The sequence below is a fragment of the uncultured Odoribacter sp. genome (assembly GCF_937966165.1).
GTDB lineage: Bacteria > Bacteroidota > Bacteroidia > Bacteroidales > Marinifilaceae > Culturomica.
In genome coordinates this window covers 175,629-199,020 of sequence record NZ_CALCLB010000032.1, presented here as the reverse complement: position 1 = coordinate 199,020, position 23,392 = coordinate 175,629, and the positions used below count along the sequence as shown (strand labels likewise).

Annotated in this window: 22 protein-coding genes; 6 read left to right on the top strand and 16 right to left on the bottom strand. The window is 41.7% G+C overall.

The genetic code is table 11. From position 1 onward, the window contains the following. Positions 1-6: 6 nt before the first annotated feature. The 9 genes from Q0465_RS12585 to cmk all read right to left on the bottom strand — a co-directional run bounded on the left by Q0465_RS12585 (position 7) and on the right by cmk (position 9,616). Entirely contained in the window at positions 7-1,008 is a 1,002-nt protein-coding gene (locus tag Q0465_RS12585; RefSeq protein WP_298616716.1) for an LPXTG cell wall anchor domain-containing protein, read from the bottom strand. Positions 1,009-1,079: 71 nt separating this feature from the next. Continuing rightward, positions 1,080-1,949 (bottom strand): DUF58 domain-containing protein, encoded by an 870-nt coding sequence (locus tag Q0465_RS12580; protein ID WP_298616715.1) that lies wholly within the window; start codon positions 1,947-1,949, stop codon positions 1,080-1,082. A 74-nt stretch (positions 1,950-2,023) separates the two neighbouring features. Beyond that, on the bottom strand, positions 2,024-3,019 hold the full coding sequence (locus Q0465_RS12575) for a MoxR family ATPase (RefSeq protein ID WP_298616714.1): 996 nt from the start codon (positions 3,017-3,019) through the stop codon (positions 2,024-2,026). A 200-nt stretch (positions 3,020-3,219) separates the two neighbouring features. Continuing rightward, positions 3,220-3,624, bottom strand: a complete 405-nt coding sequence (locus Q0465_RS12570; protein ID WP_298616713.1) for a hypothetical protein — start codon at positions 3,622-3,624, stop codon at positions 3,220-3,222. Positions 3,625-3,668: 44 nt separating this feature from the next. Beyond that, positions 3,669-3,887, bottom strand: a complete 219-nt coding sequence (locus Q0465_RS12565) for a hypothetical protein (RefSeq protein WP_298616712.1) — start codon at positions 3,885-3,887, stop codon at positions 3,669-3,671. A 352-nt stretch (positions 3,888-4,239) separates the two neighbouring features. Beyond that, entirely contained in the window at positions 4,240-6,672 is a 2,433-nt protein-coding gene (priA, locus tag Q0465_RS12560) for a primosomal protein N' (protein WP_298616711.1), read from the bottom strand. 304 nt (positions 6,673-6,976) lie between these two features. After that, positions 6,977-7,960 (bottom strand): 6-phosphofructokinase, encoded by a 984-nt coding sequence (gene pfkA / locus Q0465_RS12555; protein ID WP_298616710.1) that lies wholly within the window; start codon positions 7,958-7,960, stop codon positions 6,977-6,979. Between the two features lie 48 nt (positions 7,961-8,008). Then, entirely contained in the window at positions 8,009-8,869 is an 861-nt protein-coding gene (locus Q0465_RS12550; protein ID WP_298616709.1) for a 4-hydroxy-3-methylbut-2-enyl diphosphate reductase, read from the bottom strand. A 30-nt stretch (positions 8,870-8,899) separates the two neighbouring features. Continuing rightward, positions 8,900-9,616 (bottom strand): (d)CMP kinase, encoded by a 717-nt coding sequence (gene cmk, locus Q0465_RS12545; protein ID WP_298616708.1) that lies wholly within the window; start codon positions 9,614-9,616, stop codon positions 8,900-8,902. Positions 9,617-9,846: 230 nt separating this feature from the next. Here cmk and Q0465_RS12540 point away from each other — a divergent pair, with 230 nt between their 5' ends. Then, positions 9,847-11,919, top strand: a complete 2,073-nt coding sequence (locus tag Q0465_RS12540) for a M3 family metallopeptidase (protein ID WP_298616707.1) — start codon at positions 9,847-9,849, stop codon at positions 11,917-11,919. A gap of 81 nt (positions 11,920-12,000) precedes the next feature. Here Q0465_RS12540 and Q0465_RS12535 read toward each other — a convergent pair whose 3' ends face one another. Continuing rightward, the gene (locus tag Q0465_RS12535) at positions 12,001-12,780 is read right to left on the bottom strand and encodes a 4Fe-4S binding protein (protein ID WP_298616706.1); all 780 of its coding nucleotides are present in this window, start codon (positions 12,778-12,780) and stop codon (positions 12,001-12,003) included. A gap of 99 nt (positions 12,781-12,879) precedes the next feature. On the opposite strand from Q0465_RS12535, the gene Q0465_RS12530 reads away from it, so the two are divergent. Beyond that, on the top strand, positions 12,880-14,205 hold the full coding sequence (locus Q0465_RS12530; RefSeq protein ID WP_298616705.1) for an MATE family efflux transporter: 1,326 nt from the start codon (positions 12,880-12,882) through the stop codon (positions 14,203-14,205). Here Q0465_RS12530 and Q0465_RS12525 read toward each other — a convergent pair. Next, entirely contained in the window at positions 14,189-15,418 is a 1,230-nt protein-coding gene (locus Q0465_RS12525) for an MFS transporter (protein WP_298616704.1), read from the bottom strand. The genes Q0465_RS12530 and Q0465_RS12525 overlap by 17 nt on opposite strands. 407 nt (positions 15,419-15,825) lie before the next feature. Next, positions 15,826-16,428, bottom strand: a complete 603-nt coding sequence (locus Q0465_RS12520; protein WP_298616703.1) for a nitroreductase family protein — start codon at positions 16,426-16,428, stop codon at positions 15,826-15,828. Positions 16,429-16,695: 267 nt separating this feature from the next. On the opposite strand from Q0465_RS12520, the gene Q0465_RS12515 reads away from it, so the two are divergent. Both Q0465_RS12515 and Q0465_RS12510 read left to right on the top strand, forming a co-directional pair. Continuing rightward, positions 16,696-17,427: a transposase gene (locus tag Q0465_RS12515; RefSeq protein ID WP_298616702.1), complete on the top strand. Its 732-nt coding sequence runs from the start codon at positions 16,696-16,698 to the stop codon at positions 17,425-17,427. 75 nt (positions 17,428-17,502) lie between these two features. Next, positions 17,503-18,351 (top strand): bile acid:sodium symporter family protein, encoded by an 849-nt coding sequence (locus tag Q0465_RS12510; protein WP_298616701.1) that lies wholly within the window; start codon positions 17,503-17,505, stop codon positions 18,349-18,351. A gap of 25 nt (positions 18,352-18,376) precedes the next feature. Here Q0465_RS12510 and Q0465_RS12505 read toward each other — a convergent pair whose 3' ends face one another. Continuing rightward, entirely contained in the window at positions 18,377-19,258 is an 882-nt protein-coding gene (locus tag Q0465_RS12505) for a pirin family protein (protein ID WP_298616700.1), read from the bottom strand. Positions 19,259-19,430: 172 nt separating this feature from the next. Between Q0465_RS12505 and Q0465_RS12500 the strand changes: the two genes are divergently transcribed. Further along, entirely contained in the window at positions 19,431-19,940 is a 510-nt protein-coding gene (locus Q0465_RS12500; protein ID WP_298616699.1) for a nitroreductase family protein, read from the top strand. Positions 19,941-20,138: 198 nt separating this feature from the next. Here Q0465_RS12500 and Q0465_RS12495 read toward each other — a convergent pair whose 3' ends face one another. The 3 genes from Q0465_RS12495 to Q0465_RS12485 are packed head-to-tail and all read right to left on the bottom strand — an operon-like array spanning position 20,139 to position 22,238. Continuing rightward, positions 20,139-21,152, bottom strand: a complete 1,014-nt coding sequence (locus tag Q0465_RS12495) for a DUF1848 domain-containing protein (RefSeq protein ID WP_298616698.1) — start codon at positions 21,150-21,152, stop codon at positions 20,139-20,141. A gap of 3 nt (positions 21,153-21,155) precedes the next feature. Further along, the gene (locus tag Q0465_RS12490; protein ID WP_298616697.1) at positions 21,156-21,695 is read right to left on the bottom strand and encodes an NUDIX hydrolase; all 540 of its coding nucleotides are present in this window, start codon (positions 21,693-21,695) and stop codon (positions 21,156-21,158) included. Between the two features lie 27 nt (positions 21,696-21,722). Further along, entirely contained in the window at positions 21,723-22,238 is a 516-nt protein-coding gene (locus Q0465_RS12485; RefSeq protein WP_298616696.1) for an O-acetyl-ADP-ribose deacetylase, read from the bottom strand. A 435-nt stretch (positions 22,239-22,673) separates the two neighbouring features. Between Q0465_RS12485 and Q0465_RS12480 the strand changes: the two genes are divergently transcribed. Continuing rightward, positions 22,674-23,348, top strand: coding sequence for a hypothetical protein (locus Q0465_RS12480; protein ID WP_298616695.1), 675 nt, complete (start codon positions 22,674-22,676; stop codon positions 23,346-23,348). Positions 23,349-23,392: the final 44 nt, after the last annotated feature.

Here is a 23,392-nt window from a genome sequence, read left to right as displayed (position 1 = left end):
AATTCCTTAAAGAGTACCTATTGTCTCCTGCTGCTCTTCCTCCAATTCCTCCAGTTGTTGCAACTCTTCCTTCTGCTGCAGTTCCTTCACATTCTGATTGGTGTGCTGGATAAATTCATAAGCGATATTCAAGTTCCGGGTATTCTCATCCGGCAGGGGAGTCGCCTTGGCAAATTTTACAAAATCGGCCGTCTGAAGCAAGTCCGCCAGTTTTTCCCGGTCCTCAGCATTGACCCGGGCACAATCCTTCAACGCCATCAAAGTTTCCAGAGAAGTCTGTTCCATTGCTCCTATTCCCAGCTCCCCATCCAGATACTCCCGTACGGTATCGGTCAAGCGGGTATAATACTCTTTCACTTTTCCGCTCTGCCACAATTTTTCAGTTTTCAACCCGTCCAACGCCTGAATTGCTTTCACATAGGGAGGAATAACAGGCTCTTCCCGCCGGAACAAAGGCTTTTCTTTTCTCCGGCGAACGATCAGCCAAAGGATCAGAGCCAGCACAACCAACCCCAACAGTACCAATAAAACCGAAGGCAATACTTCTAAAAAAGTAACAGGCATCGGATAAGGGGACACGATATCGTTAATTCCCTGCTGTTCATCTATTTTATAGGTATTAACAATAAAAGCAATCGGATCTGTCCGAAGCACATTATTGTAATTTTCGTCCTCTACAGTGATGGGCAGGGAAGGGATCACATATACCCCCGTATCGAAAGCCGTTATGACATACTTCTCTTCAATCAGCCATTTCCCGTCTTTTTCTTTCAGGGAATCTCTTACAGGTCCTGAGATGATCTCGACTCCTGCTGTGACCGTATCTTTTAATTGCGGAAAGACAATCCGGACAGGTGTGGCACTCTTTACCCTGAAAGTAAGGTGCTGCTGATCACCGATCAGCATATAATTGGTATCCACCCCCACCCCGTATTCGAGATTCTGGCCTTTTACCAAACCGGCTCCCGCAATCAGGGAGATTATAAATATCAGTAATTTCAATCTCATATCCCTTAATTTATCTAAAAGCTTTTGCCTTTCGGAAAAGTTCTTTTCCCGGAAGACAAGCCTTCTGTCTTCTAAGCTCTTTTCTTAAACAATGTTATCAATGCTCTCACATAATCTTCATCCGAACGGATATTCGCTACATCTACCCCCGAACGTTTGAAAGAATTAATCAGCCGCTGTTCTTCTTCCCAGGCAAATTTACGGTAATGTTCCCGTAAAGCTTTATCGGAAGTATCTACCCACATCGTTTCTCCGGTCTCTGCGTCTTTCAGATACATCAACCCGACAGCCGGCAATTCATTCTCCCTCCTATCGTATACCCTTAACGCTACTACATCGTGCTTGCGGTTAGCGATAGAAAGAGCATGTTCGAAATTGTGGGAATCAATGAAATCCGACAATACAAAGCAAGTACAACGTTTTTTAATCGAATTCGTCAGGTATTCCAAAGCAGCTGCGATATTGGTCTGTCTGTCCTCCGGATAGAAATCAATCAGTTCCCGGATAATGTGCAGGATATGAGTACGCCCTTTTTTAGGAGGAATAAATTTTTCAATCTTATCGGAAAAAAAGATCACACCGATTTTATCATTATTCTGGATAGCTGAAAAAGCAATCACTGCTGCAATTTCAGTGATCTGGTTTTTCTTCAGCTTGGACACGGTCCCGAAATTCCGGGACCCGCTCACATCGATCAGCAACATTACCGTCAACTCTCTTTCTTCTTCGAATACCTTTACATAAGGCCGGTTGTGACGTGCCGTCACGTTCCAGTCAATATTCCGGATATCATCCCCATACTGGTATTCCCGCACTTCACTAAAGGTCATACCTCTCCCTTTAAAAGCCGAATGATATTCTCCTGCAAAAATATTACTGGACAATCCCCGGGTTTTGATCTCAATCTTCCTGACTCGCTTTAATAATTCTGATGTTTCCATATTCCAAACCGAAAGGTTCAACAAGTTGAAAAATTCCGTATAGGAAAGCTTCTCTGCCTTCCGCCCTTTTTCTGCTAAGGCACCTCTACTGTATTCAACACTTCGTTTACAATATCCTCGCTTGTAATGTTATTGGCCTCAGCCTCATACGTCAAACCAATACGATGCCGCAATACGTCCGGACATACAGCCCGTACATCTTCCGGAATGACATATCCCCTGCGTTTGATGAAAGCAAAAGCTTTAGAAGCCTTTGCCAGACTGATACTGGCTCGCGGGGAACCTCCATAAGCAATCATATCTTTAAATTTTTCCAGACCGTTATCCTTTGGGGAACGGGTAGCGAATACAATATCTATAATATACTTTTCTATCTTCTCGTCCATATAGACATCTTTTACCACTTCACGGGCCTTGATAATGTCAGCGGGTTTTAAGATGGTGTTCGCCTGCGGAAAGTTCTTCTCCAGATTCTGCTGTACAATCAATTTTTCCTCTTCTTTTTTCGGATAGTCAATCACTACTTTCAGCATAAAACGGTCCACTTGTGCTTCCGGAAGCGGATAAGTACCTTCCTGCTCAATCGGGTTCTGGGTAGCCATTACAAGGAAAGGTTCAGGCAAAGGATAGGTCATATCGCCAATAGTCACCTGACGTTCCTGCATTGCTTCCAATAAAGCGGACTGTACTTTAGCCGGAGCCCGGTTGATTTCATCCGCCAAGATAAAATTTGCAAAAATAGGACCGTGCTTTACAACAAATTCTTCCCGTTTCTGAGAGTAAATCATCGTTCCGATTACATCGGCAGGCAAGAGATCGGGTGTAAACTGGATACGGCTGAATTTTGCATCTATAGTCGTAGCCAACGTATTAATAGCTAAAGTCTTTGCTAAGCCCGGAACCCCTTCCAGCAAAATATGACCGTCCGACAATAATCCGATCAAAAGTCCTTCCACCAAATGTTTCTGGCCTACGATCACCTTGTTCATTTCCATACCGATCATGTCCACGAACGAACTTTCCTGCTGTATACGATCATTCAACGCTTTAATATCAACAGTATTCATCATAAATTATTTTTATTATTAATTATAAACCTACAATTCCGATTTCTTTCCCCCTTCTCCCCCTCCCCATTTTATTTCGCTATCAAAATTACTTATATTTAAAGCAAATGTTAAATTCCTTGCCGTTAAAAAAAGTTAAGCCTTCGTTTAGATTTTTGTAAAAAAAATCAGAGGTAAACTTACCTCTGATTCAAGATTTTCCGTTATTCTTCCCGTTCTTCCTTCTTTTTCCGCTTAAAAGCTTTCAAATAGCCTAAAATAAATATGTAAATTGTGAATACAAAAATCAAACAACGTAAAAAAAAGTTAGGTACATCCATTCCCTGAGGAAGCATGAGATCCCGTACCAAAGAAGGAGCCATATAGACCATTAAGGCAAATAAAACAAATAACTGGGCAATGGTAAAAAAACGAACCCGTTTTTCCCGGCGGATACGCCGCGCCTTCACCTCCGGAGGTTCGCCCGAAGCTGCCATTTTAGGACGCTGGTTTTTATTAACCTTTCTTTCCGGAGTTTTATTCCGGTTGTTCCATCGCTGCCGGATTCGCATCCCGACCATGAGCATAAACACACAAAACGCAATAAATATATAAATATCCCAATTCATAATAGCTGATTAACGGCCACAAAGATAATAAAAGTGTTATAAAATCAGCACAATCTGCCCCGAGATGACAAAGCCCGGGTGACCGACAGATTGTCTTTTACAGCATCCGCCATCGCCTGCGCTTCCGTTTTTACAATTTCTTTCCTGAGCGGAAGAACAGCAGTTATCTTTTCCGCACGAACCGCCAGTTTCTCTAATTGCAGCTTTAAATCTCCATCATTTTTCATCATTTTTAAATTTTCTGCTTCAATTTTCTGCATCATAACATTCTAAGAATCTTCTAAAGCTTTATACTCATAAGCCATCTAAATATCAGCCTGAGCATTTTTAGCATTTTCTATGGCCGCTTTAGTAGCCTAGATACTTTCCTGCGGCATTCTACCATAAGCAGATACCAGAATTCCCATCGTCATAATGGCAAAAACCAGCAATGATCTGTCTTTCATTTTTTCTTTTAAACTTTATTTTTAAATGAATTACTTTCCTGTTAAAGATACCGGGTCCCCTCCGGTACGGTTAAGAAAAATAACGTACTTCTTTTCTTCAATAGCTGTTTACAGAAAAAGAAAAAATATATAGAAATCAGTAAAATCCCGGCTCAATGGTTTTCTCTCTTTATCCGGGATCCACATCACAGATCATCCGAAGTCCCCCACAGCCTTTTTCCTTCCGTAAACTTCCCAGTTCTTGTTTTAAAAATGCTTTGATCTTCGAATAAGAAGCACCCTGCTCAATTTTTACAATGATCTGCAAACGGTACATTCCTCCGATACGCCCCACTTCCGGTACTGCCGGTCCGCAAATCCGCCTGCCCAGTTGTTCCCTTAACCGGACAGCCAGAAGATTAGCCGCATTCCGCAAAATTATTACTTCTTTGTGCCGCATTTCTACCAAAATCAAACGATAGAACGGAGGATAAGCAAAAGCCTGCCTTTCTGCCAGTAACTCGGTATAGAAAGCAGCATAATCCTGAACGGATAACATTCCGTAAATGCGGTTCTGTAAATCAGCCGTCTGAATAATCACCTTTCCCCTCTCTCCTTTCCGTCCGCTGCGTCCGCTCACCTGCATTAGCATTTCATATGCCCGCTCTTCTGCTCGGAAATCCGGAAAGTTTACCATACTATCGGCATCCATTACCCCCACTAATTTGACATTTTCGAAATCCAGGCCCTTGGATACCATCTGAGTGCCGACCAATACATCCGTTTTCCCCTGCTCGAAGTCGTCAATGACCGACCGGTATTTTGTCCGGCTATTCATAGCTTCCATATCCATACGGGCAATCCGGATTCCCGGAAATAACCGGCCCACTTCTTCTTCTATTTTCTCCGTCCCCGGGGTGCGCAACCGATAATGCCCTCTTCCGCAATCTTTACAAAGCTCTTCTGTCTTTTTTATACTACCACAATACCGGCAACTCAGAAGATCCCTTTGTTTGTAATATGTCATACTCACATCACAATGATCACATTTCAGCGTCGCTCCACAAACATCACACTGCAGGTATGCAGAATATCCCCTTCTGTTCTGAAATAAAATCACCTGTTTCCCTTTTTCCAGCACCTTTTTCATCTCCTGGTACAAAAGCGGCGTAAAAGTCCCTTTCATCAACTTTTTTCTCCGGTATTCAGCCACATCAGCAAATTGTATTTCAGGCATTAATATATTCCCGTAACGGGAAGTAAGGGATACATGACCGTATTTCCCTGTCTTTACATTGAAATAGGTCTCAAAAGAAGGAGTTGCAGATCCCAGTAATACCCTAGCGTTGTGCAACTTCGCCAGCATAATGGCAGCATCCCGTCCCTGATAACGGGGAGAGGGTTCTTTCTGCTTATACGAGCCGTCGTGTTCCTCATCCACAATTATCAATCCTAAATGCTGAAAAGGCAAAAATACGGAAGAACGTACACCCAAAACAACTGGATAAGGATCAGGACCACACTGCTTTTTCCACAATTCAGCTCTCGCCTGATCGGGCATACCCGAATGGTAAATCCCGATCGTATTCCCGAATACACGCCTTAACCGTTTAATGATCTGCACCGTCAGCGCAATCTCGGGTAACATATATAATACCTGCTTTCCCCCTGCAATATATTCCTGTATTAAATGAATGTATACCTCCGTTTTTCCGGAAGAAGTAACCCCCTGCAACAAAACACACTCTTTTTCCCGGAAATAATGCTGTATTTGCTGTAAAGCTTCCTGCTGACTGACCGATAAGGTATGGCATTCTTGTTTTTCCTGAGGACCGGTGTCCAACCGGCTGACAATTTTTTCTTCCTGAACCAATATATTTTTTTCACACAAAGCTTTTATGATAGCCGCAGATCCTCCGAATTCCTTCAAAAAACGCTGTTTTTCCATCCTCTCTTCCCCCGCTTCTATCCATTTGCATATTAGTTGATATTGAACCCGGGACCGCTTTAAACCATCCAGGATTGCATTCAACTCCGATTCATTAAAAGCCCGGGCCCATCTGATCCATTTCTCTGTTTTATTCTTAAAAACATCATCAATACTTTCCCTTATCTGCAGATATCCCTTATTCAGCAAGGTTTTTACCAATCGCCATCCATTTTTAACCTTCAGGTATTTTTCCGCCTCCCGGAGAGACGTATACTCTCCCTTCTTCAGAAAGGAGACCAAAGCCCGCTCATTTTCTGTCAGACCGGCAAAATCAATGTCACTTTCTGTTAAAGTGATATCGGTAAAACTTTCCAAACGGAAAATAACAGGTAAAGCAGCCTTCAATACCTCTCCAGGCAAAGCCATATAATATTCGGAAATCCACCATAAAAAATGCAAATGAGCAGGAGAAAAAGAAATGTCCTCTTCTGCCAGATCTTCTATTATCTTTATCCGATGTCCAATAGGTTCCTCCGTATGTATCCGGCATACGACACCCGTGTATTTTTTATTTCCTACAAAAGGAATAACGACAAGCATCCCCTCCCTGAGCTTTTCCTCTAAAACTTCAGGTACAGCATAAGTAAATACTCCTTCTACGGCCAAAGGTATAATGATGTCTGCAAACTTCACAATTATTTTTTTTGATTTTCCTCAGAGATAATTTCCACAATGCTGTACAAAGCCGTAAGTATTCAGCTTTGATACAGCTTATTTTCTGTAAAAATAAGGATTTTTCCCGATATCTGAAAGTGAAGATTCCGATAAACACAACTTTCTTTCTCCAAAATCCGGAATTATTGACCCTCCCGTAAATACGGTTATACCTTAAAATAAAAACAGCCTGAATGCCCCGACTCTTTCCTTCTCCGGTAAGAGGAATACGGAAACAGTTCAGTTCACTTCAGGCAGCTTCGTCTGTCCAAAAAGAATTTAACTAACGGTTTGAGAGGATCTTTACTAAATTCAATAACTCAGGATTTAATCCTTTCGAATTTTTAATCGTCTTATTGAACGGAACATGTACAATCTCTTTATTCATAATCCCCACCATAATACTTTTCTGATCGTCCATCAAAGCATCTACTGCAGCTACTCCCAATTGACTGGCCAATACGCGGTCGAAAGCGGAAGGAGACCCTCCTCTCTGCATATGGCCCAATACAGATACCCGGATATCATATTCCGGATGAGTTTCCCCTACTTTCTGAGCGACACTATACGCACCTCCGGCTTTATCTCCCTCAGCCACAATTACGATGCCACTGGAATGTTTCGGATCATAATCCTTTTCAAGGAAATGTTCCAGATCGGTAATATCGGTATCTATTTCCGGTACCAATACAGCTTCTGCCCCGGTAGCTATCGCCACCCGCAGAGCAATAAAGCCGGCATCCCTTCCCATTACTTCCACAAAGAAAAGACGGTTATGAGCACTGGCCGTATCTTTTATTTTATCCACAGCCTCTACCGCCGTATTCACTGCCGTATCATACCCAATGGTAGAATCGGTTCCATACAGATCATTATCTATTGTCCCCGGAATACCAACTACCGGAATATCATGCTCCTGTATCAATAAACGAGCTCCCGAAAACGAACCATCCCCCCCGATCACTACCAACGCATCGATCTTGTACTCAGCTAATTTTTCAGCAGCTCTTACTCTTCCTTCCTCAGTCCTGAATTCTGCACTACGCGCCGATTTCAAAATAGTCCCCCCCCGCTGAATGATGTTACTTACATCCTGAGATCTCAAACGTTTAATATCTCCGTTAATCAACCCCTGATACCCTCCGTATATACCGTAAGCTTCACAACCATAATATATGGCCGAGCGCACCACTGCCCGTATAGCAGCATTCATTCCCGGAGCATCTCCTCCTGACGTAAGTACTCCAATTCTTTTAATTTTTCCCATAATATAAAATTTATTGCTTTTTCTTTATCGTAATATCTTCCAGATATCCTATCCCTTTTTATTTTTCCCTAAAATCCGGTCCCGGATTTCTTCCGTCACCCACAAAGGAGTCGACGTAGCTCCACTGATACCCACACTGTCAGCCCCTTCAAACATTTCTTCGGACAATTCTTCCGCACTTTCGACAAAATATGTCCTGGGATTAACTGCTTTACATACGGTATACAACTGCTTTCCGTTCGAACTCTTTTTCCCGCTTACAAAAATAATAACATCGTGCATTTTCGCAAAATTCCTCAATTGCGGAATCCGATTCGCTACTTTACGGCAAATCGTATCATATACAGTCACATTCTTTCTCCCCCTTTGCTGAATCAGTGCAGAAATAGCCCGGAACCCGTCCAGACTCTTTGTCGTCTGAGAAAAAACAACTACCGGCTTTGTAAAATCAATCTGCTTTACATCCTCCTCTGTCTCTACTACCAAAGCTTTTCCTTCTGTCTGCCCGACCAATCCAATTACTTCAGCATGCCCACGCTTTCCGTATATTACAATTTGCCCTCCCTCTCCTTTCACCGCCTCGTAAGCCTCCCGAATCCGGCGCTGTAAATGTAACACAACAGGACAGGAAGCATCTATAATCTCTACCTTATTTCTGCACGCAATCTCATAAGAAGAAGGAGGCTCCCCATGAGCCCGGAAAAGTACCCGGCAATTTGTTAATTCCGCAAATTCCGCATGTTCTATTGTCTGCAAACCCTTTTTCTGCAAACGCTCCATTTCCAGGTTATTGTGCACAATATCACCGATACAATAAAGATCCCCCTTCAGCAGTTCTTCCTCCGCCTTACGTATGGCATTTACGACACCCGTACAAAAACCTGAATTTTTATCAATCTCTACTTGCATACAAAACGATACGGATATGAAAATAATATTTCATGCTCCTCTGCCTTCCTCTCCCCTCTTTTTTTCCTCTATTTTCGATAACATCATCTGAATTTCTTCCTCAACTGTCATCTCACTGTTATCAATCAATACAGCATCTGCAGTCTTTACCAAAGGCCCTTCCGTACGATGTTCATCCAGATTATCCCGCCTTCTAACATTCTCTTCAACTTCGGCATAATTTACTTTTTCTCCCTTCTCCAAAAGCTCTTTATATCTGCGCATAGCCCTGACTTCAGGAGAAGCCGTCATAAAGAATTTCACTTCCGCAGCCGGAAATACCACACTACCAATATCCCGCCCATCCATTACAACTCCTCCCTTTCTTCCCATTTCCCGCTGCTGCTCTACCAAAAATTTACGTACAAACCCAATCCGGGCTATCAAACTCACTTTTTCCGATACCTGCATTGTCCGGATAAAAGGCTCAATGTATTCCCCGTTTAAATAGGTCTCATAACACCCGTTTTCCAGATTATATTTAAAATAGATATGCATTTCCGGAAGACAATCCTTCAACCGCTCTTCATCCACCTGTTCCCCTTCTATCAACCCCTTTCTCATTGCTGCAAGAGTGACAGCCCTGTACATGGCTCCCGTATCAATATAAATATAACCCAAACGCGAAGCAAGCAATTTTGCTACGGTACTTTTCCCCGTAGACGAATGACCGTCCACTGCGATAATCAATGCCTTAGATTTTTCCATAATCTCTGCAAAGATATAATATTTTTATATAAGTCGTTTCTCCTCATTTAGGATTAGGTTTAAAATTCATGCAAACGTTTTTCAGATAATTTTATACCTGAATTGTCGAAAAATATCTCCGTATGGAAAAATTCTTCTTTTTCTTTCTCGCACTAAAATGTTAAATTCGCAACCGCAGGAAATCATTTCCGTTTATTTAGAAGATTACTCAACAGGAATAGAATATTATTATGACAACACCTATATTACCCAATTTATCCGTCCCCCAACAGGAAAAGAATCCACTACTGGAAAATTTCAATACACCACACTCGACCCCACCTTTCGGCCGGATTCAGACAAAAGACTATCTCCCGGCCTTCGACCAGGCGATTGCCAGGGCACAGCAGGAAATCCGGCTTATTGCAGAATCTTCCGGCAAACCGGATTTTGAAAATACAATTGCGGCCCTGGATGCTACAGGCGAAAGATTGAACACGGTCAGTGCAATTTTCTTTAATCTCAACTCTGCCAATACGAATCCGGAAATGCAAAAGATAGCACAGGAAATCTCCCCAAAACTGACAGCATTCGGAAACAGTATTTATATGAACCCCCGACTCTTTGAACGGGTAAAACAAATATATGAGAAGCGGTCTGAACTCTCTCTGCCGGCAGAACAATCAACTTTATTGGATAAAACCTGGAAGTCCTTTATCAACGGAGGAGCCAATCTGAAAGGGGAAGCGAAAGAGCGGTTTAAAGAAATCACAATTGAACTCTCCAAATTAGGATTACAATTTGAAGAAAACTTATTGGCAGAAACCAATAACTTCGAACTCTTACTCACCGAAGAAAGGGATTTATCCGGTTTACCGGAGGGAGTCGTAGAAGCCGCCGCTTTAGCCGCTAAGGAAAAAGAGAAAACAGGCTGGCTTTTTACTTTGCATGCCCCTAGTTACGGACCGTTTATGAAATACGCCGATAACAGAGAACTGAGGGAAAAAATGTACCGTGCTTATAATTCCAGGAGTAATCATCCGAATGCTCATGATAACCGGGAAATCATCCGCCGTATCACAGCTCTCCGGCTAGAAAAAGCTCAAATCATGGGATATCCGACTTTTGCTGATTATGTACTCACAAACCGCATGGCCGAATCTCCTGAAGAAGTCAGCCATTTTCTGACCCAATTGTTTACGGCTTCTCACCCCTTCACTTTACAAGAGAAAAAAGAAGTGGAAGAGTTTGCCCGTTCCTTGGGTTTTAATGACGAATTACAACGCTGGGACTGGAGTTATTACTCCAATAAACTGAAACAAAAAAAATATGACCTGGACGACGAGATGCTCAAACCTTACTTTAAATTGGAAAATGTACAGAAAGGGATTTTCGATCTGGCAAATACCCTCTACGGCTTGCAATTTGAAGAAGTAAACAATATTCCCAAATATCATCCGGATATCAAAACTTTCGAAGTTTATGATCAGGATCGCTCGTTTCTGGCCGTACTCTATGTCGATTTTTTCCCCCGTGCCAGTAAAAGCGGCGGAGCATGGATGACCGAATTCCAAAATCAACATATTCAAAATGGGCAAGATATACGTCCGCAAGTTTCCCTGGTAATGAATTTTACCCGCCCGACGGAAAGCAAACCGTCCTTGCTCACATTCGATGAAGTCACTACTTTCCTGCATGAATTCGGTCATTCCCTACACGGCATGTTATCGCGGAATACTTATAATGCAACCGCCGGTACAAGTGTTTACCGGGATTTTGTAGAACTTCCCTCCCAAATCATGGAGAATTGGGCCCTGGAAAAAGAATGGCTGGACAAATGGGCCGTTCACTATGAAACCGGAGAAAAGATTCCAACCGAATATATTGAAAAAATACGACAGGCCGCTAATTTCCAGAGCGGGTACTTAACAGACCGCCAGCTAAGCTTCGGGATGGTGGACATGGCCTGGCACAGTATCACCCAGGCAGTAACAGGTTCCATCACAGATTTTGAAAGAAAAGCAATGCAAGCCACCGAAATTTTTCCACCTGTCGAAGGGACTTGTTTTTCCACTACTTTTGCACATATTTTCGGAGGAGGATACGCAGCCGGTTATTATAGTTATAAATGGGCGGAAGTACTGGATGCCGATGCTTTCTCTGTCTTCCAGGAAAACGGCATTTTCGACCCGGTAACCGCCAAATCCTTCCGGGAAAATATCCTTGAAAAAGGAGGCTCTGAACACCCGGTGACCCTATACATCCGTTTTCGCGGCCATAAGCCTACTGTAGATGCTTTACTCAAAAGAAACGGACTGCAATGAGAGAGATTCCCGGGACCGGCATAAAGCGGCGTCCCGGCTTTTGGTATATTTTGTATGTTTTTACAAAATATATCGGATTTATTAAATCCATATTTCCGGTTCCCGGCGGACACTGAATTTTTCGAATAACATAGCCGTATAAGGCGTATCAAAAACACGGGCTTCCACCGGGCATTCTTTTACGCAAGCACAACACTTGATACATAATTCCGCTTTACTCCGGGGGAGCTCTCCTTCAATGGCCGCCGTCGGACATACTTTCACACATATACCGCAACGGATGCAAAGTTCTTCCCGGGTGACGGGAGCCTGAAGGGTAGCGGCACCTTTTTCCTTGTAAGGGAAATTCCCCGGTAATTTTACTGTTTCTGCCTCTTCCAGCCGATTAATACGTTCCAATTTTTCTTTTATCCGCTTTCCAAATGCCAAAGCTTTCGATTTATCCGTTACATCCGGACGTCCGGCTGCCACAGGCATTTTCCTCCGGCTATACGAATGTTCACCGATAAAAGCCGCTCCTGCAACGGAAACGAAACCGGCTTTCAGCATATAATCGGATAATTCCCGTAAAGCATCTTCAAAATCCCGGTTTCCATATACCACAACCGGAACAACAGCCGACGTTTCCCCCTTGATATGCCTCAACCGCTCGACTGCTGTCTCCGCTACCCGCCCACCGTATACCGGTACCCCGATAATCACCAAAGCCTCCTTTATTTGAACCGGCTTCTCCGGAATTGAATAGGTCAGGTCGATCTCCTCTGTCACTTCAGCCCCGTACCCTTCGGCAATAGCCCGAACTACCTTTTTGGAAGTATGGGTAGGCGAAAAATAAACCGTATATATTTTCCGATATTTCATTTTTAATTCTGTTTATTCCTGTGAAATTATAAACAAAAGTAAATAAAAAACAATAAAATTTGTAAATTTGTCACATATTAGATTACCTGAAACAAGAGTATGCATAAAAAAGCCGGCCTTAAATTACTGTTATCCTATTCTGTTCCAGCAGCAATCAGCATGATGGTAGCCGCTTTTTGCAATATCACGGACCGATGGTTTATCGGCGAAAACGAAGGTATTTCTGCACTGGCAGGTTTGTCCTTAACCTTGCCCCTGATGGTGCTCCTTACTGCCATCGGCTCTATTGTAGGAACAGGTGGCGCCATTTTATTGGCAGGATGCCTTCGGAGAAAAGAGAGGCAGGTTGCCGAAAAAATATTGGGTAATACATTTTCCCTTACTTTATTGATTTCATTGTTGATCATTTTTATATTATCCGGTTTTCAAAAAGAAATTATCTTTCTGTTTGGGGGCCGTACTGAAACTCTCCCCTATGCTATCCGTTACCTGAATATCATTATTCCCGGAAGTATATTTTTAAACCTGACGGCAGGTCTTACCAATTGTATGCGGGTTTGCGGATTTGCCCGGAAAGCCACCCGTATCATTTTTTCCGGTATACTGCTCAACATTATTTTCGATTATTATTTTATCTCTGTTCTGCAGATGGGCATCGAAGGAAGCGCCATAGCTACCGTTTTATCAATGGGAATCTGCGCTATACTTATTTTCATCCATTTTCTTACCCCATCCAATCCGGTCGCTTTACGAAAAATATATTTCAAACCGGAAGGACGGCAAACCCTTAAAATCATACTGACCGGTATGACTCCATTTTTTATGAATCTGACAATCTGCACCGTCAGTATTATTATGAATAATTATCTTGTGATTTACGGAGGCACAATCGCTATCGCCGCTTACGGTATTATCAGCAGTTATACAATATTAATTATGATGACGATCTCCGGCATTTGCCAAGGAATGCAGATTCTGATCCGCAATTATTCAGGAATCGACAAAGTCCGGTTATTCCGGCTGGCCGTATATACAGGAGCCGGCATTAGCTGTACAGGCTTTATTTTCGGCGAATTTTTTACAGATCATTTTATCACTCCTTTTACTTTATCTCCAGGACTTATCCATATCACTAAAACCGGACTGCATATCGTATTCTGTACTCTTCCTATTCTGGGTTTCCAGTTGATTGTCGCCAGTTTTTTCCAATCCATCGACAAAACCCGCAAGGCTTTGTTTATCAATATGTCCCGTCAATTTGTCTTCCTGATCCCTTCCCTTTTTATTTTCTCCGGACTTTGGGGATTAAACGGGATCTGGATAGCTGTGCCTTTTTCCGACCTGCTTTCCACCTTCATTACCACTTTATTTATGAAACGGGAAAAAAATCACTTCAGCAGGGTAGAAGCTATTCCGAATTCCTGAACTTCCTTCTTCTTTCTAGTTGCATAATAGAAGGTATAAAAAACGATATTATTCCTAAACCTAAAATCAAAACTCCTCCGAGTATAAAAGACCGGCTTATCCCTATACTGTCGGCAATAAAACCCGTGGCCAGCAAACCCAACATAGAAGGTAATAAACTCAGACTTCCGAAAAGAGAAAATACTCTTCCTAAAGCAGAAGAAGGAATATGCGTCTGTAAAAGGGCCGTAAAAGGACTGTTATAAAAAGGAGCAGATATTCCCCCTATAGCCGTCAAAATTACAAATACGGCAAAATCTTCCGGCGGTAAGCATCCCGATAACAGCATATAAAGTCCCAACACCAGGTAAGAAATATTGATTAGAATCACTTTACGGGTTTTTATTTTCCAAATGCCTAATATTACTCCTCCGAGCAGCATCCCGCTCCCCCAAACAATTTCGACTAAACTCATCTGATAGGTATTCCCTCCGAAATGATTCACAGTCATCAAAGGGAAAAGGGTGGCAACGGGCATTAAGATAAAAGTAACCATAACGGATATCCCCATTAGTTCTCCTAATCCTTTATGCTGCCTCACCTCCTGTACGCCTGCCTTCATCTCCCGCAACACACTTTTTTTGACAATTTTATCCGTGACAACAGGATCCGGAATGACTACAAATAATAAAGCGGTACAGGCAATCAAAGCCCCTGCTACATCCAGTAACATCACGACTGTCATGTTGAAAGAAGTAATAAATAAAGCTCCCAAAGCCGGACCGGCAATACTACACACAGATTGTATCGCTTGATTTACTCCGGAAATACGCATCAATTCCGTCTCCGGAGCCAACAAAGGGATAGCAGCCTGCATAGCCGGGGAATGGAAAGCACTTCCCACACTTCTCAAGGCCAACAATAAATAAATATACCCTAACTCTGCCTTTCCCGCATAAAACAGTATTCCTAAAATCAAAGAACACAATGCCACAAACATATCTGCAGCTATCATGGTACGTTTACGCTTCCAACGGTCCACATATACCCCCGCAACAGGCCCTAATATTGCCTGAGGCAATAAAGTCGCCATGACAGCCAAAGACAAGACTTCTGCACTCCGGGTCTCCACACTGATCCAGAACACAACCGCATACCCGACAATGGCACTACTCAAAATAGAAAACAATTGTCCCGACCAAATGATAGCAAATTTTCTCTTCCAATTCTCCATAGTAAAAACAATCTGATCAGAGGATTCAAACGAACCCTTCAGCTTAATATATTCCTTCTGTACTTAAAAACAATACGAAAAATTTTCGGATAGTATTTCTGAAAAGACACAAAACTTCCTCCCTCAATGATTCAAATCAATCTTTTTTCAAAAAAACCGATTCATTCCAGGCAAGTATTATTCGATTATTCTCATCCTCTTCTCGTGCTCGGAAGGCAAAATTATAAAAATTCCGGAGATTTGGTAATTTTTTAATCAATAATACCCGGAAAACCATAAGGATAAGTAACAATAATTTATAAATATACATATTTCCTCCTCCGGAAGACTGAGGAAAGAAAGCATTAAAAAACCAGTTAACGGATTTCTCTTCCATTAACTGATTTTAGCAGTTTGTTTTTATATTTTTATTTAAAAATCCGCATCCGGTCTTCTAATGGCCGATTATCTTTTTTGCCGGGGACAATAAGGGGAGTTCCAAAAGGCATCTGAGCGATTAACCGCCAATGCTCCGGGAGTTTCCATTCAGCCTGTACAGCTCTGTCTATTAATGGATTGTAATGTTGTAAAGAAGCCCCGAACCCGGCATCTTCCAATAAAGCCCATACCGACAATTGATGCATAGCGGAAGTATGCTCCGACCATTCCGGAAATTTATCCTGATACAAAGGAAATGCTTTCTGTAAACTTTCCACAACAGTTTGGTCTTCATAAAAAAGTATGGTTCCGTAACCGGCTAAAAAAGATTTATTGATCTTCATTTCTGTGGCTTCAAAAGCCGCTTCTGAGATAATTTTTTTAAGCGTTTCCTTTACCAGATTCCAAAATTTCCGATGCTGTTCTCCCAATAATAAAACCAATCGAGAAGATTGTGAATTAAAAGCCGAAGGCGTATGGGCAACAGTAAACCGGACAATTTCTTCTATTTGTTCGTCTGGAATAGGCGACTGATTACTGAGGGCATAATAACTTCTTCTATGCTTCAGAGCCTCTTTTAAATTTCTTTCCATATATTATTGTTTTAGCTTGTCTGTTTTTTACTTTCCATTCCCTCTTACAACCATTTCATTTTAAAGTACGCATTCTGCCGATCCTGCCGGCTTTATAAATGTTTTCTATTTATTCCCCAAAGATATTATTTATATACGTCTTTAAAAAAAAGAAGTTAACCCCGGGGACGGGGGAAGGTGCTATATCCTCCTCCCATCTCAACCCGACACCACTTGAAATTTAAATTTATTTTTCATAAATTTGATATGTGTCTAAATTTCATCTACATGTCCAGGCAAGCCCGTCAACTGTCAATTACTGCTATCTACCATGTTATTCTGCGTGGTATAGACCGGATGATGATTTTTCACGAGGAAGATGACTATCAGATGTTCCTGAACCTGCTAAGATTGGAGATCTGTAAAACCTTCGAAATATACTGCTATTGCCTGATGAGTAATCATGTACATCTGATTGTAAAAAGTGACACACTTAGTGTACATATACGTCACATTGCTTCGATTTATGCTATGTGGTTTAACCATAAACACAAACGATGTGGTTATCTTTTTCAAGATCGTTTCCGAAGCGAACCCGTCGAGGAGGAAGGATATTTATTACGATGTTTCCGGTATATTCTGAAAAATCCGGTTAAAGCAGGATTATGTAAAAAAGCCATTAGCTATAAATGGAGCAGTTATAAAATGTATTTTAATAAGGATAATTCTTTTGTCTCTACAAGTTTCCTGTCCCTCTTTTTCGATACAGAAAAAGATTTTCAAGTTTATATAGAGGAAGAAGATGAAGAAGAATATATGGATATCTATCAAAATGAGCAATTATCCGATAATGAAGTACGGGAATTATTAATGAAACTATTACGAGGGAAAAAATTGACGGATTTTTCTCAACCGGAACAAAAACAAATACTTAAAGAAATTAAACAAAATGCCGGTATCAGAAAGAAACAACTTGCCCGGATAACGGGAATAGGCCTGAATATTATCCGGCGGTTGTGAAATAGCACCTTCCCCCGTCCCCGGGTGTTAAATTAATATTTATCTTTGCCTTGTGTTTCACAAAAGAGCAAGGAGATGAATCTGATTTTTATCGTATTACCGATCCTGACTTTACTGATGTTTGAGCTCGGTTTGGAGCTCAATATTCAGGATTTTACTTTATTCCGCCATCGTCCCCGTCCGGTAATTGCGGGACTTATCGGACAGATTGTACTTTTACCTCTCCTGGCCATTTTACTGGGTTTGCTTTTTCAACTGAATGCTCTCTTTTTTATCGGGCTTGTTCTTATAGCTTGCTCTCCCGGCGGGAGTTCATCTAATATTTTTTCCCTGCTTGCTAAAGGAGATGTTGCCCTTTCCGTCAGTCTGACAGCTCTTAGCAGTATTATCACCCTCTTTACCATTCCCCTTATTTTAAGTTGGACAACACAATTAACCGACGCCCGGGCCGATATTTTGATAAAACTTCCCCTAGGTGCTTTGATTATACAGAATCTAATCCTAACATTGCTGCCGATTGCTTTAGGCCTATTATTTAAAGCTAAATTTCCGGAAAAAGCAGAAAGAATAAAGCAGAAATTGCACAAAATTTCCTTTCCTGCTCTTCTGCTGTTAGCAGCTATCTTTTTCATTCAACATCACAAAACGATCGCTGCTCACATCGGTCAATTGGGAATCTGTATTTTTATGTTGATTGTATTAGCTATGTTTTCAGGAGTCCTTCTATCCCGCTTTCTGCATTTACAAGGAAAGGAAAAACGAACCATAGTGATTGAAATCGGGATGCAAAATGCAGCCCAAGGGATAGCTATTGCCAGTAGTCCTTTAATTTTTAACAACAGTATTATTGCTATTCCCTCTATTGTTTATGCCCTTTTTATGAATCTGATTTTGCTAACCTATATTAAAACCATAAGGAAATAAAAATTGTATTGAAAAAATCCAGGGGTCATTCCTCTTCTAAATAACCGAACTTCCCCGCACTCCAATCTTGATAAGCCTGTACAATTTCTTCTTTCGTATTCATCAAAAAAGGTCCATAAGCCATAATCGGTTCCCGGATCGGTTCACCACTCAGTAACAATAATAAGCAATCCTCCCGGGCTTCTAATGCAATTTCTACCCCTTTATTTCTGAACAATACAAACCGGTCGGTTTCTGCGGTTTGTTCTCCGTTTATGCAGACTTCTCCTTCCAAAACAAGTAAGCCGGTATTGTAGTGTTCCGGTAAACTCAATACAAGTGTTGTTCCGGAAACAAGCCGGATATTATACATTTCGATGGGGGTAAAAGTATGGGCAATCCCTTTCACACCTTCAAACTCACCGGCAATTACCTCGATACGTCCTTGTCCTTCAGGCAAACTGTAAACGGGTATCTGATCGTGAGAAATACTCTGGTAACCGGGAGGACTCATTTTATCTTTTGCCGGTAAATTAACCCAAAGTTGCACGACCTGGAAAGTACCGCCTTGACGGCTGAATTTTTTTTCATGGTATTCTTTATGCAATACGCCGGCTCCTGCTGTCATCCATTGTATATCTCCGGCTCCGATCACCCCTTTGTGCCCATAACTATCCTGATGAGCCACTTTTCCCTGGTAAACCAAAGTCACGGTTTCGAATCCCCGATGCGGATGCACGCCTACTCCCCGGGGATCTTTACGGGGGCTGAATTCTATTTTTGCATTATAATCCAGCAAATAAAAAGGACTCATCCGGTTAGGAGCCAGATGATAACCGGAAGGAAAAAAATTGTGCACCCGGAACCCGTCTCCCACCATATGAGAGGGAGGAGGCAGCAATATCTGTTGTATCTCTTTTGTCTTCATTTTCTTACTTTTCTACATTAACGTCCAGACCTTTAAAAGGTTTTGTACTACAAGAAATTTGTTCAGATACATACTGTTCCGATTAACGATTTCTAAACATTTGAACTTTTAATTAGCAGAATAAATCTCCACAATTCTTATCTTTGTATATAAACCCATAAAGTACAGATCTATGAACTTTTTAGAACTCGTTAAAACAAGACATTCGGTAAGAGCTTATAAAGACCGGCCGATCGAAAAAGAAAAAGTAGAGTATATTTTGGAATGTGCCCGTCTAGCTCCGTCAGCTGTGAATTTCCAGCCCTGGCAGTTATTATTGGTCAAAAGCGCTACAGGGAAAAAGGATCTCCAGCAATGCTATTCCCGGGAATGGCTAAGCACAGCTCCCCTTTGTATCCTTGTCTGTACCGATCTTTCCCAATCCTGGAAGCGTTCGGCTGACGGTAAAGATCACGGAGATATTGATGCGGCCATCCTTGCGGAACACATCTGTCTGGCAGCAACGGAACAAGGATTAGGGAGTTGCTGGGTATGCAATTTCGACGTAAATAAATGCAAAAAGTTATTCGGTTTACCGGATTCTTTGCAACCAGTCGTCATTCTTCCTCTTGGTTATTCCGATTCCGGAAATATCCCCGGAACTTCCCGGAAAAATTTAAGGGAAATTATACGGGAAGTCTGATCCCAAAGAGATCTTTCCGGAATGGATTGGAAAACTTCCGTTTCCTTTTCTCTCCTCAGCCGGCCGGCATGGCTGATGGATGGAACAAAAGCCTGAGAATCCCTTTCTGCCGCTATAACTTCCATTCATCAGCACACAATAGATAAATACGGTCCCATTTCACAAATACAATCCTTCTGTATACAGTCATTTCTTCCCTTATATCAAACTTTCAGCCGTAGGATTTTCCAGGTGATGCCGATAATTTTCCATTACCTTGTCCGGATGGCGGTTTGCATAACAATATTTACATAAATGAGGGCATGTATTATACTCTCCAACCGACTGGGCAGGGATACAGTAACAGAGGGGACGTTGTCCCTTGTCCCGCAGGGCAGTTCCTGAAATCGCAGGTGTAAAATCACCGAACAAGCCGGATGGCTGCTGCCCTCCTCCTATAACCTTCATCAATTGCTTATCTTCCGGAAAAATCCGGCGGATCAATCCATCATCTATACACTTATTCGGTACTATTCCGTAGGATTCTAAATGGATGGCCTCCGCACAAGTTGCTAACTCATATCCCCACGACCGGTTTAAAGATTGCAAACCCGCAGCCCATTCTATCATTTCCGGTTCGGAAAATTCCCGGAAAGCGATTCCGCTACGAAGTAAACGGGCGGAAACATGACGGTAGCGGGCAATATCGGCATAACTGAAAACCATTTTCCGGGTATATTCATTCAATTGATTTCCGATATACTCCGCCCTTTTCAATAAATCGTCAACATCCAGTTGATCCGTTAAAAACAGAGGATCATACCGCCAGATTATTCTTTCTTTTCCCAAACGGGCAGAAAGAGAACGAAAACTTTGGATTCGTTTTTCCAAAACGTCCAGGTGAGGCTCTAAGGCCTCCTTTTCATAATCATTTAAAGTAAAATGAAGGTAACAATGAATTCCCTCTTCTTCCAGAAAATCCAACCACGGCAAAAGTGGTACCGGATTTTTAGAAAAGAAAACAATCAGCCGCACCGCTTCAAAAGAGATATAAGATTTATGACGATTATAGGGATTATACCACACAAAATACCCTTCCTGTAACCGGTTAAAAAACCAATCAGCATAAAAAGCCGGAATATCTGTCGACCGGCTGACAGATAAAATAACCGGAGCCAAAGCCTTTACCCATTCCCCTTCTTTTGTCCGGAGAAGTACTTCTCTGTGTTTCATTTTCTACCGTCCGTTTCCCACAGCTTCATAAAGGCGTTGCAATTCCGGTACAGAAAAAGAAGTAGCAGGTTGAATTTGATCGTTTGCGATCTGTTTCAGGCGTTCTTTTAATTTGCTGAGGGCAAACTGCAATATTTTATTGTGATCAAAAGCCAAAGGAGGCAATTCGTCTATTCTGAACCAGCTTACGACAGCGGCGTCATCAGCAGCTTCCGGAGAGAAATCCTGTATTTTCACCAAAGAATAAAAAGCGACGGTAACGACTCTTCCGCGGGGATCCCGGTCTACCGCTGAAAACGTACGGATTTGATCCATAAAAGACGGCAGAATGCCTGTCTCCTCCCTTAATTCCCGGAATGCACACTCTTCAATTGTCTCCTCCATCTCCATAAATCCGCCCGGAAAAGCCCAGTATCCTTTAAAAGGATCATTTTTCCTCTGTATCAATAACAGACTCAGGTCGGCACCATCAAAACCAAATACCACACAATCTGCTGTCAATGCAGGACGCGGATATTTATAACAATACTGCTTCTCTATCATTTCACGTCATTTTTAAAATTGAAACTTTTATCCTTTTTCTTCCTCAAGTAAACCCCGATAAAGACGTTCATCTTCCCTTCCAAAACAAGCCACAATTACTTTTTCAAACCCCGGATTTGAATCCAGAAAAGTCCTGATCTCCTTCAAAGCAATCCGTGCAGCAGCCTCTTTCGGATAACCGTATACCCCTGTACTAATACAAGGAAAAGCTATCGTCTTCAGCCCATACTCTACAGCCAAACGCAAACTATTCCGATAACAGGAAGCCAATAATTCCGGTTCCCCTTGTCTTCCATTCCGATATACAGGACCTACCGTATGAATCACATAAGAGGCCGGTAGACGATACCCTTTTGTAATCTTCGCTTCCCCCGTATTACAACCGTGCAATTTCCGGCATTCTTCCAGCAATTCCGGTCCGGCAGCCCTGTGAATAGCTCCGTCTACACCGCCTCCGCCAAGCAGCGTTTTATTGGCAGCATTTACGATGGCATCGGCTTTTATCGTTGTAATATCTTTTTGAATAACTTCTAAACGTCCCATACATTTTACTTTTTAAGAAATGAACCGATGGAATTTCTACAAATATAAGAAACTCATTTTAGGAAACCAACGGAAAAGGAAGTTCTTTCTTTGTAAAGAAAAACAAACAAATCCTTCGGCAAGCACCTGCAGAAGTCAGGTAATTCTTCCGTTTTCCCTCTCTGTTCAACCCTTACTACCTGCCCAGTCTCAAAAATCTAAAAAACCGATCTTTGTCAACTTATTCATTTAACAAAAGACAAAAACTTCTCCGGGACAAACAAATTAAAATGTTAACTACAATTTTTGTTATTCAAAAAACATTTCTTCCGTTTGGAAAACAGATGCTGCCCTATAAATCAGACACTTTAATTTAGCCGTGTAGATCTACAAAAACAAATACGGGCAGTCTCCGAAAAGCCTTAGAAAGAGTAGGAAAATTAATAAATACAAATTATGTATCAGATCAAATCCAGTCTACAGGACCCAACTAAAGTAAAAGTATTGATGAGTTTTGGAGCCGTTAACGGAGGTTTCGAACTTGCATGGGACATTCACAATGAAATAGAAAAAAAATTAGGAAAAAATTCTGTTTATTTAGATGCAATCTCTCTGAAAGACACGGCCGGAACTGAATACAATTGGGATAGTAACCTGGGCATATACAAAATGTCTAATCCCGATTGGCATACATTTTACGAAAAAGCGATGAAAAATTCCGTTTGCATGATTTTTTTAATCACAAATGTCTGGTTGAAATCCTTTTATTGTTGGCATGAATACGAAATGTTAAAAAAACAAATTATAGATCCCATCCGGCCCATTATCAAACCTATTTTTATTTTATTTCCGGAAGCTATTGAAACCATTAATACAAAAGAAATTATAACAGTCCGCAATCCGGATAAATCATCCGAAAGAATAATCAAGGTCGACGAATACTGTGAAGATTTGGGAAAATTTTTCAACTTCTATGATAACAAGGATCATTTTGAAGTCGTCAATTCTCGTCTTTCTGCCCCCGGGCGTGTCACTGTAGAAAGGGAAACATACAGTTATAATTACCAATACACTCTGACCGAAAGCGAAATGGACCGTCTGAAAATTGCAGTCGTTTCCAGCACCCGGTGACGGAAGTAAGGGTTTATTTGAACAAAAAAACAGAATTCATTCCC